Below are 9,744 nucleotides of genomic sequence, written 5' to 3'. Positions count from 1 at the left end.
CGGCCGCGGGCGAGACGAACAGCGCGCGGGTCGGGTAGTCGACGCCGGCGTCGAGGGTCGCGCGGGTCTGCCGGCCGTCGACGGCCTTCGCGACGCTCTCGTCGAACGCGGCGAAGTCGGTCTCTGCGGCCGTGAGGTGTTCGAATTCGGTCTGTTGGTTCCACGCGGGGACCGCCGAAACCTGCACCATCGCGACGAGCGAGACGACGAGCGCGAACGCGAGCACGTGCCGAGGATGGCCGAGGCTCCGCGGCGGTCACCGCGGAGGTGCGAGCCGCGGCGGGCCTCGCCCGCGACGAACCCGCGCAGTACGTGCCTGAGGGGCGATTGCGTGTGTTTGTTGGGAGTGTTGTGAGTCATTGCCTTACACCAGTGCGAAGGCGACGAGCGCCAGCGCGGACAGTCCGAGGGCGTACTTCAGCCCGCTGAGGGCGCTGTTGTCGGCCAGTTTTCCGGCGAGGAGTCCGCTTCCGACCGCCTGAATCAACGCGGAGTGGAAGAACACCACGTGGAAGTTCGCCAGCGGCACCGACGAGATGCCGATGGGGAGCGACTGTCCGTCCATCGACGCGGACGCCGACGGCCCGGTCATCTCGGCGAGGGGGCCGAGGTAGCTCGCACCGAGCATCAGGATGACGAACAGGTAGACGAAGTACCCGATGACGACGATGGCGATGTAGGAACCCATCGCGCGACGGCGGGACTTTTCCAGTTTGTACCGGTTGCGGGTGTCCTCCGCGGCGACGCTGAGGACGCGCGAGAGGTCGCCGCTGGTGCGGCCACCGCTGGCGATGAGCCGGATGACCCGCGAGAGCTGCGGAACGTTGAGCCGGGTGGCGAACGCCATGAGCGCCGTGTGGGCGTCGTGGTTCCAGCGGATGTCGTTGCGGAGCGCGCGGAGTTCGTCCGCGAGCGCGCCGGTCGACCACCGCGAGACGAGCGCGAGCGCCTCGACCAGCGAGATACCCATCTGGTTGGCGCTCGACAGCAGGTTCAGCGTGTCGGGGAAGCGCCGTTCGAGCGTGCGCTCGCGGCGGGTCCGAAGCTCGTGGAAGACCGTCAGGGGGACCGCGACGATGGCGAACGGGAGGACGACGAACCAGACCGTCGTGTTGTACGGGTTCGCGAGCATGGCGTCGAGCGTCGGCGTCGCGAGGCCGAGCACGAGGACGCCGACGACCGACAGGACCGCGAGGGGCACCGTGACGACCGCCGAGAAGTACGGCTGGCGGCGCATGATGTCGAGCGGGTCACCGATGAGCGTCCGAAGCTCGTACACCGCGTTTTCGCGGCGGTAGTCGTCGAGTCGTTCGTCGACGAAGCCGCCGTCGGAGGCGACGCGGTCGCCGCCCCAGCGGGCCTCGCGGGCGCGCTGGACCTCGCGGCGCATCGCGCCGAGGAAGTTGGCCACGACCGTCCGAATCTCTTCGAGGACGGTTACGTCGTGTTTCGTCCGCACCGTGTCCTGCGTGTACGGCGAGGAGAGCACGTCCACGAGGAGCAGGAACAACGCCATCCCCAGCGGGAAGATGAGGTAGTTCAGGGCGTACAGCTGGACGAGCGTGTCGCCGCCGAGGAAGCTGATGACCATCAGGGTGACGATGAGCAGCAGCGGCGCGGCGACGAACGCGGCGACGAACACCTCAGAGAGCATCGACAGCGTCTCGATGAAGTCCTCCTGTTCGTCGCGGGCCTCTTCGAGGTACGTCGCGGACTCGCGGTCGAGGAAGGCGGCCACGTCGCCGCCGGAGTCGAGGACCGAAAGGAGGTCGTCGAGGAACTGCTCGAAGTTGATCGAGGGCGTCAGGTTCCGGGAGTTGCGGAGCGCCGTGAACAGGTCGTTGCCGAACAGGTCCATGTCGCGGGCGATCATCTCGAACTCGCGGGACACCTCGCCGTAGTCGGGCGCGTCGGCGACGGAGCGGATGACTTCGAGGAAGCTCATCCCGCCGTGGCTGAGCGCGTACATGTAGACGATGGCGTGCGGGAGCAGGATGTCGATGCTCCGGCCGCGCATCTCGGCACGGCTCTTGGGGAGGTAGTACCGTGCGTAGTAGGTCCCAGCGGCCGCCAGTCCACCGACGAGGACGACGAGGCCCGCGCCGAGGATGGGCACCTTGTAGGGGAGCAGCGGGACGACGTACTGCGCCGCGATGCCGAAGCTCACGGGGCTCGACGCGTCCGCCAACACGCCCATGCGGGCGAGGACGAACGTGAGCGCGAGCCCGACGAGCGAGCCGAACACCGCGGTGACGAACGCCAGTTTGAGCGACTGCGTGAGGTACAGGTCGTAGGTCGTGCCCACGCGGGTCTGGTTCAGCCAGCGCTGGAGGTCACGGTGGCCCGCCGGGTTGCGCTTGAAGTACGTGCGGACGTACCCGTAGCGCTGGCGGAGCCGCTTGACCTCCTCGGGCGACTCGTCGAAGTGTTCGCGCGGGAAGTACTGCTCGACCTCGTAGTCGGGCAGGGGAACCGAAGTCGACGAATCACCGGGCATTGTCGGCCTCCCGGTCGTCGTCGTCGCTCACGGTCTCGTCGGCGTCCGAGGCGTCATCGGCCGGCGCGGGGCCAGCCTCCGCGATATCGTCGAACTCGGTGGCGTCGTCGCTGTCGCCGACTTCCGAGCCGTCGGCGGCGTCAGCGTCGTCGTCTGCCGCGTCGGCGTCCGCGTCGTCGTCCAACTCGATGTCGAACAGGTCGGCGAGGAGTCGTTCGGTCTCGGGCGAGACCTCGATTTCTTCGTCGTCGAGGTCGTCCGCCGCGTCGTCCTCGTCGGTCTCGTCTTCGACGGAGACCAGCGAGGTCTCGGCGTAGACGTGCGCGAGGAGGCCTTCGCGGTCGCGCTCGAAGCGGCGAATCATCGCCGACACGGTCAGGTAGTCGTCGACGCCCGAGGCGGCGATGTACCGGAGCACGTCGGCGCGAATGTCGAGTTCGTACTGCAGGTCGGCTTTCGTCCAGCCGCGCTCGGCGGCGATTTCGTCGAGGACGACCGAGTCGCCGACGCGCTCGTGGGCGTCGTTCTCGGGGTTGCGCTTGAACACGTCGCGGAGTTCGACCTCGCCGTCGTCGTCGACGCCGGCGATTTCGGTGACGGCGATGTTCCGGCGGGTCCGGTCGCCGTCGAGGTGAATCTGCTTTTGGACCGAGATGATGTCGAGGTCCGAGAGCATCTGGGCCGGCACCCCGAGGGGCTCGTTGCGCATGCGGTGGACCACGCCCTCCGAGGAGTCGGCGTGGAACGTCGTGTACGCGGTGTGGCCCGTGGCGATGGAGTGGAAGAAGGTCAGGGCGACGCGTTCTTCCGTGCGAATCTCACCGACCAGCAGGTACTCGGGGCGCTGTCTGAGCGCGGCCTGCAGGAGCGCGTACATCGACACCTCGCCGCGGCCGTCGGCCGTGAACGTGTCGCGGGTGACGGACTGAATCCAGTTGTCGTGCGGGAGGGTGATTTCGCGCGTGTCCTCGATGGAGACGACCTTCGCGTGGCCGGGAACGAAGAAGGACACCGCGTTCATCGAGGTGGTCTTCCCGGAGCCCGTGCCGCCCGCGAAGATGAGCGAGCGGTTGTTCTCGATGGCGAGCCAGAAGTACGCCATCTGCTCGACGCTGAAGGTGTTCCAGCGCACGAGGTCGACCGGCGACAGCGGCACGTCCGAGAACTTCCGGATGGTGAAGTTCGACCCGCGGGTGGCCACGTCGGAGCCGAGGGTCAACTGGATGCGGGAGCCGTCCGGAAGGCTCGCGTCGACGAGCGGATCGGAGACGGTTACCTGCTTGCCCGCGCGCTGCGCGAGGCGGATGGTGAACGACGAGAGGTCGCCGTCGTCGAAGACGACGTTCGTCGGCACGTCCCGGTAGACGCTGTGGAAGACGTAGACCGGCACGTCGTCACCGTCGCAGGAGATGTCTTCGATACTGGGGTCCCGCATCACGGGGTCGATGCGGCCGAAGTGGATGAAGTCGCGAAGCAGGAAGTAAAACAGCTTCCAGAGCGACCCGTCTTCGACCGTCGCCGCGTGTTCGGTGATTATCTCGCGGGCCTCGTCGTCGAACACGTCCTCGCGGTCGCCGTCGGCGTCGAGGTCGCGGTACAGCAGGCTGTTGCGCAGAATCTTCGTCAGGTCGTCGCGCACGAAGTCCTCGAAGTCGTCGAGGCGCGGTTCGCTCACGTGGTACTGGTGTTCGCGCTTCTCGTGGTCGTACAGGATGGAGACGAACGCGAAGGGCTTGTTCACCCAGTAGTGTTCGACGGCCTCGACGCCCTCGAGGAACGAGAAGTCGAAGAAGTTGTCTTCGATGAACGCCTCGGAAGGCGTCGGCGCGAACGCCGTCTCGTCGTCGATTTCGGCGAAGAACGCCTTCACCTCGCGGAGGACGGCCTCCCGGAGCGTTTCCGGGCGGTCTTCGTCCGCCGCTTCGTCGACAGCGAGGTCTTCGACGGGGCCGTATTCGATGCGGTCCGACGCGGGGACCGGTAGTTCACTCGCGCGGGCGGCCATCGCCTTCGGACCGGTCGTGGGGACCAGTTCGGCGGTGCCGGCACCGTCTGCTCGGAACGATTCTTCGCCATCGCGGCGGTCAGTCTGGGAATTCTTGTCAGGAGACGCCATTCTCTGGAAATACTGAACGGTAGGAACGGCTGTAAGTATGGAGCGACTAGATGTGCAAATTCGGCCGGTTAGGCCCGAACTACCGCCGAATTCAGGGACTTATCTGGTCAGCCCTCGGTTGGGGTGCGGACCGAGTTACGCCGCGGATTTCCCCGACCAAGGCTGACAACCGAATGATAGTACGGCGTCCCGCGCGCCACAGTCACGGCCGACGTGTCGGTGAAAAACAGTGACATTCTCCGAGAGAAGAGTGTTAACAATAGTCACAGACCGTCTGTCGGCGGAATTCGCCCCTTCAGACCCGGCGTGGCCTTGCGATTTCGGTCCTTCCTAGCGGGTGGAAACGGGACGAACCTTCAAGAGAAGCGGCGTTGTATGTAAGGATGTATTATGGATATTGCTGATATCGCCACTCCTGATTTCATCGAGGTCGACGTTGACGAGCGATTAGGCAAGGTCCGCTCAATCTTCGAGCGGGAAAACCCTAAGGGCATCATCGTCCAGGACGACGGCGAGTACGCGGGCGTCATCGGTGAGAAGCAGCTCATCAACTCGCACGTCGAAGACAACACCAAAGCGGCCGCGCTGACGAAGGCGGTCCCCAAGATAGACCGTCACGAGAACGTGCGGGAGGTCGCGCGCATGCTCGTCGAGGGCGACACGAAGGTCGCGCCGGTCTACGAGGGCGAAAAACAGTACGGCATCATCACGCAGGACGCTATCCTCGAGGCCGTCCTCGACCACCTCGACGCACTGACCGTCGAGCAGATTTACACCGACGACGTGGTCACCATCGGCGAGCGCGACCACCTCGGGCAGGCCATCAACCGCCTCCGCGAACACGGCGTCTCGCGGCTGCCGGTCCTCGACCCGGACGGCCGCCTCACGGGCATCCTGACCACCTACGACCTCGTCGAGTTCATGGTGCGCGACGAGGGTCGGCAGGGGAAACAGGACCGCCGCGGCGACACCGACCGGATGCTCGACCTCCCGGTCTACGACCTCATGACCAGCCCGGCGCGCACGGCGACGCCCGAAGAGAGCGTCCGCGACGCAGTCGCGCGCATGCTGGAACACAACATCGCCGGGCTCGTCGTCACGCCCGCCGACGACGACGGTGAGGTCCTCGGCGTGGTGACCAAGACCGACGTGCTCCGCGCGCTCACCTACACCGAAGAAGAGCAGATGGACGTGCAGGTCACGAACATCGGCCTCCTCGAAACGCTGAGCCGCGCCGACATCAACTCGGCCATCACCGAGGTCGCGGACAAGTACCAGCGGATGAGCGTGCTTCACGCTCACGTCCGCTTCCACGAGCACAAGGAGAAGCTCCGCGGCACGCCGCTCATCCAGTGCCAGATTCGGCTCCGCACGAGCCACGGCCAACTGGCCGGCAGCGGCGAGGGCTACGGCGCTGAACACGCGTTCCACGTCGCGCTCGACAAGCTCGAACGCAACGTGCTCGAAGTCAAGGGCTTCGAGGCCGACGAGCGCTACCGCGGCCAGCTGCTCCGGAAGCTGAACGAACTGTAACGCCGCCGACTCACCGGAACTCACCGGGACGCCCGAAATCGAAACGCGAACGGAACACAGGAGCGGGATTCGGCCGGGACGTCCGCCCGGCCGCGTCGACCTTTTTCTATACGTCAGTCGCGGAGAGCCCGCGGTCCGTTATCTTGAACGTCGCCGTCTCCCCGGCGGGTTTCGCGCGGTGCTTTTCGAGCGTCGCCCGGCGGTTGCCGCCGCGGAAGCGGTCGAGGCGGACGACGGTGCCGGTCCAGTGTTCGAGGGTATGGCCGCCGAGCGCCCGCGTCCGGTCGGTGTCGGGGTCGGAGTACACCTGATTCGTCAGGACGACCGCGAGGTCGTGTTTGCGCGCGAGCGACAGCAGGTGCGTGACCTGCCGGGCGACTCGGCGCAGCGCCTCGCCGCCGTCGCCCTCAGCGGTTCGTTCAAGCCGGTAGAAGCCGGTCGCGGAGTCGAGGACGATGAGGTCGGCGTTGGGGGCGAACTCCTCGGCGTCGCGGACGGCCTGTTCTTGGCCCTCGAAGTCGTACGCCTCGCTTATCATCAGTCGCGAGGTCACAGACTCCACGTCCTCGGGGGCGACCGCCTCCGCGAGTTGCTGGAAGCGGTCGACCGACAGCCCCTCGGTGTCGATGTAGACGACAGTGCCGCCCGCGGCGGCGACCCGGACCGCCGCCGAGAGCGCGACGTTGGTCTTGCCGGCCGCGGAGGGGCCGTACACCTGCGTGACGGTGCCGCGTTCGAACCCGCCGTCGAGGAGGTCGTCGAGCGCCGTGCACCCGGTGGAGACTGACTCTGTCACGTCAGGTGGTGGGTGCCACCGGCCGAAAAAGACCCCGGTCGCCCGCGGCGGCCCGGGCCGCCGCTTCGGCGACAGTCCGCGACCGTCGAAAGCGACTCGCGCACGACGGTTTATTCGTCGCCGTCGCCAAGGGAGGGACGTGATAGTCGTCGCCACCGCGGACTTCGACCTCTACCACGAGGCCGTGTCCGAACTCCGGAGCCGAGGAGTCGCCTTTACCACCGTCGAGCCGGGCGACCCGCTTCCCGAGCGGACGCGGGTCCTCCTCACCGGTCCCGACGACGACCTCGACGGTACGGGTTCAGACGGAAACGTGACTCGCGTGACCGCGACGGGCGACGACGTGCGCCGCGCCGTCGACGAGGCGCTCGCGAGCCTCCGCGGTGGTAGCGGACGGACCGTCGTCGGCGTCGACCCCGGGACCAGACCCGGCGTCGCCGTCCTCTCGGGCGAGACGGTCGTCGCCGCGTTCCACGTCCCGCTTTCGGACGCCGTCGAAGTCATCCGCCGCGAGACGGAAGACGCGGTCGACCCCGTGGTCCGCATCGGCGACGGCGCGCGCCTGCAGGGCGCGAAGCTCATCAACGACCTCGACGACGTCGCGGTCGAACTCGTCGACGAGACCGGGACGACGCCGTACCTCGGAAGCGGCGCGCGCGGCATGGGCGACGTGCTCGCCGCGGTGAACATCGCCCGCCGGGACGGCGAGCGCATCGAGTCCCGCGAGATCGAGCCGACCGAGGGTGAACTCACGCGCATCAAGGCGCGCTCGCGCGAGGCGTCCGACGACAACCGAACCATCGACGACGGGCTCGCCCGCCGCGTCGCCGGCGGGGAACTGAGCATCGACGAAGCGCTGGACGAACACCGCTCGCGCGAGGAGTGAGCGTCCACGGCGGCGGTTTCGACGCTGTTAACGGCCGCCTAACGGTGCTCTACGCGACCAGTGGAGGGTGCCTGTGCTTCGAGTTGTCGGGGCGAAAAGAACGCAATTAACGGGACTCTCGGTTTATGAGACGCACCGTGCCCGAATCATACCTACGTTCCACCGACGCGTATCGCGTGTCGCATGAGCACATCACGCACCCCCGAACTCGGACGACGGACGTATCTGAAGGCACTCGGCGTCGGCGCGCTCTCGGTCGGCGCGTTCACCGCGCCCGCGGCGGCGCACCGCGGGGCGCTCCAACGCGAAATCGCATCGGTTCGGGCGGCCACCTCGAAGTACGCGGACGTTCGGAAGGCCATCGCGGACGGCTACGTCCTCGAAAGTCCGTTCGTGCCGGGCATGGGCTACCACTACGTGAACCACGAGTACGTCATCGAGAACTACGACGACGAGGTCGACCTCACGAAACCCGCCGCGCTCGTCTACGGGAAAAACGAGGGTAACGGCAAGGAGGAACTCATCCTCGGCGCGGTGGAGTACCTGTTTGACCAGGGAGAGACATATGCCGGCCCGTTCCCCGGCCTGTTCCACGGGGACAGCGACGACGGCATGTGGGGCTTCGCGGCGGGCCACTGGGGCCTTCACGCGTGGGTTCACGTGAACAATCCCGCGGGGACGTTCGCGCCGTTCAACTCCCGGCCGCAGTTCAACGAGAGGTGACCGGCGAATAGCCGATTCGGATTTTTCCCTCGGTAATCGCCCAGTCGAGAGGCCGGCCGTCTCGATTTATCCCCTCCGGCGACGCGTCTCTCGGATGGATCCGCGAATCACGGTCGTGACGCTCGGCGTTTCGGACCTCGACGAGTCGATTCGGTTCTACCGCGACGGCCTCGACTTACCGCTCCGCGACCGCGACCCGGACAGCGACATCGCGTTTTTTACCCTCGAAGGGACGTGGCTCGCGCTCTACCCGCGCGAGTCGCTCGCCGAGGACGCGACCGTCCCCGCGGACGGAAGCGGTTTCGCGGGCGTCACGATTGCGCACAACGTCGCCGAACAGTCAGAAGTGGACGCGGTTCTCGACGCGGCGCGCACGGCGGGCGGAGAGATAGTCAAACCCGCACAGGACGCGTTCTGGGGCGGCTATTCGGGCTACTTTTCGGATCCGGACGGGCATCTCTGGGAGGTCGCGTACCCGCCGTTGACGGAGTAATCGAGTCGCGTCGGCGGAGACGGCGCGACTCACTCGCCGTCGTCCGACGCCACCGTATCGACGGCGCGGCGCATGATCTCGCGGACCGGAAGCCCCGTCTCTTTCGCCACCGCCAGCGCGTCGTCGTACTCGGCGCTTCGGTCGTAGACGACGCCGTCGGCGTCGCTTCCGATCTTGACGCTCACCTCGTAGTCGTCGCCGTCGATAGCGAGCGTCGCCGTCTCGAACTCGCGGCGGGCGGTCCAGCGGTGGCCCGCGCCGTGTTCGCGGATTCCGAGCGTGCCCGTTTCGACCGCGAGGCGGTAGGCGACGCGCTCGGCGTCTTCGGGCTTGACGACGACTTTGACGAGGTGGCCGGGGCGGGACTTCTTCATCGTCGTCGGGATGATGGTCACGTCGCGCGCGCCGGCGTCCTTCAGGGTCTCCTGTAACCCGCCGAGGACTTCGGGCGTCGCGTCGTCGAGGTTCGTCTCGAGGACGGAAATCTCGTCGCGGACGAGCTGCGAGCCGCCGTCGCCGACGACCGCGCGGAGGACGTTCGGCCGGTCCGGGAAGTCCCAGCCGCCGGCTCCGTAGCCGGACGACTCGACCGACATCGATGGGAGCGTCTCGACGCCCTCGGCGAGGTGCGCGAGGATGGCCGCGGCCCGTGGGGGTGAGCAGTTCGGCCTCGAGGGGCCCCCGCGGACCGACCAGTCGG

The 9,744-nt window shown here is 67.1% G+C and carries 8 protein-coding genes and 1 pseudogene; 4 read left to right on the top strand and 5 right to left on the bottom strand.

Going from position 1 to position 9,744, the window contains the following annotated elements; translation table 11 throughout:
- The 3 genes and pseudogenes from NKF06_RS21180 to NKF06_RS18100 form a co-directional block, all read right to left on the bottom strand.
- Positions 1–360: pseudogene (locus tag NKF06_RS21180) on the bottom strand (hypothetical protein); the annotation flags it as partial.
- A 4-nt stretch (positions 361–364) separates the two neighbouring features.
- The gene (locus NKF06_RS18105; protein WP_253246208.1) at positions 365–2,497 is read right to left on the bottom strand and encodes a type II secretion system F family protein; all 2,133 of its coding nucleotides are present in this window, start codon (positions 2,495–2,497) and stop codon (positions 365–367) included.
- Complete coding sequence (locus tag NKF06_RS18100; RefSeq protein ID WP_253246207.1) at positions 2,487–4,613, bottom strand: type II/IV secretion system ATPase subunit; 2,127 nt, start codon at positions 4,611–4,613, stop codon at positions 2,487–2,489. Before NKF06_RS18100 ends, NKF06_RS18105 begins: the two co-directional genes overlap by 11 nt.
- A gap of 390 nt (positions 4,614–5,003) precedes the next feature.
- Between NKF06_RS18100 and NKF06_RS18095 the strand changes: the two genes are divergently transcribed.
- Positions 5,004–6,146 (top strand): CBS domain-containing protein, encoded by a 1,143-nt coding sequence (locus NKF06_RS18095; RefSeq protein WP_058827673.1) that lies wholly within the window; start codon positions 5,004–5,006, stop codon positions 6,144–6,146.
- 106 nt (positions 6,147–6,252) lie between these two features.
- Here the strand turns inward: NKF06_RS18095 and radB are convergent, their stop codons facing one another.
- On the bottom strand, positions 6,253–6,942 hold the full coding sequence (gene radB / locus NKF06_RS18090) for a DNA repair and recombination protein RadB (protein WP_253246206.1): 690 nt from the start codon (positions 6,940–6,942) through the stop codon (positions 6,253–6,255).
- Positions 6,943–7,081: 139 nt separating this feature from the next.
- Between radB and NKF06_RS18085 the strand changes: the two genes are divergently transcribed.
- From NKF06_RS18085 to NKF06_RS18075, 3 genes are all read left to right on the top strand, one after another.
- Positions 7,082–7,828 carry a hypothetical protein gene (locus tag NKF06_RS18085; protein WP_058827674.1) on the top strand — a complete coding sequence of 249 codons (747 nt, stop codon included), beginning with the start codon at positions 7,082–7,084 and terminating at the stop codon, positions 7,826–7,828.
- 183 nt (positions 7,829–8,011) lie between these two features.
- Entirely contained in the window at positions 8,012–8,551 is a 540-nt protein-coding gene (locus NKF06_RS18080) for a hypothetical protein (RefSeq protein WP_253246205.1), read from the top strand.
- Positions 8,552–8,645: 94 nt separating this feature from the next.
- The gene (locus NKF06_RS18075) at positions 8,646–9,044 is read left to right on the top strand and encodes a VOC family protein (RefSeq protein WP_253246204.1); all 399 of its coding nucleotides are present in this window, start codon (positions 8,646–8,648) and stop codon (positions 9,042–9,044) included.
- 29 nt (positions 9,045–9,073) lie between these two features.
- Here the strand turns inward: NKF06_RS18075 and NKF06_RS18070 are convergent.
- Positions 9,074–9,744: LarC family nickel insertion protein (locus tag NKF06_RS18070; RefSeq protein ID WP_253246203.1), on the bottom strand; the 671-nt coding region annotated here is incomplete at its 5' end.

The organism is Haloferax sp. AB510 (assembly GCF_024136985.1).
Classification (GTDB): Archaea; Halobacteriota; Halobacteria; order Halobacteriales; family Haloferacaceae; genus Haloferax.
The sequence above is the reverse complement of the archived record's forward strand: the minus strand, read 5'-3'. Positions and strand labels throughout refer to the sequence as shown.

Excerpts from the sequence above, each read along its gene's own strand:
- NKF06_RS18075 (WP_253246204.1), top strand. The coding sequence starts at position 8,646 with ATGGATCCGCGAATCACGGTCGTGACGCTCGGCGTTTCGGACCTCGAC.
- NKF06_RS18100 (WP_253246207.1), bottom strand. The coding sequence starts at position 4,613 with ATGGCGTCTCCTGACAAGAATTCCCAGACTGACCGCCGCGATGGCGAA.
- NKF06_RS18105 (WP_253246208.1), bottom strand. The coding sequence starts at position 2,497 with ATGCCCGGTGATTCGTCGACTTCGGTTCCCCTGCCCGACTACGAGGTC.
- NKF06_RS18080 (WP_253246205.1), top strand. The coding sequence starts at position 8,012 with ATGAGCACATCACGCACCCCCGAACTCGGACGACGGACGTATCTGAAG.
- NKF06_RS18095 (WP_058827673.1), top strand. The coding sequence starts at position 5,004 with ATGGATATTGCTGATATCGCCACTCCTGATTTCATCGAGGTCGACGTT.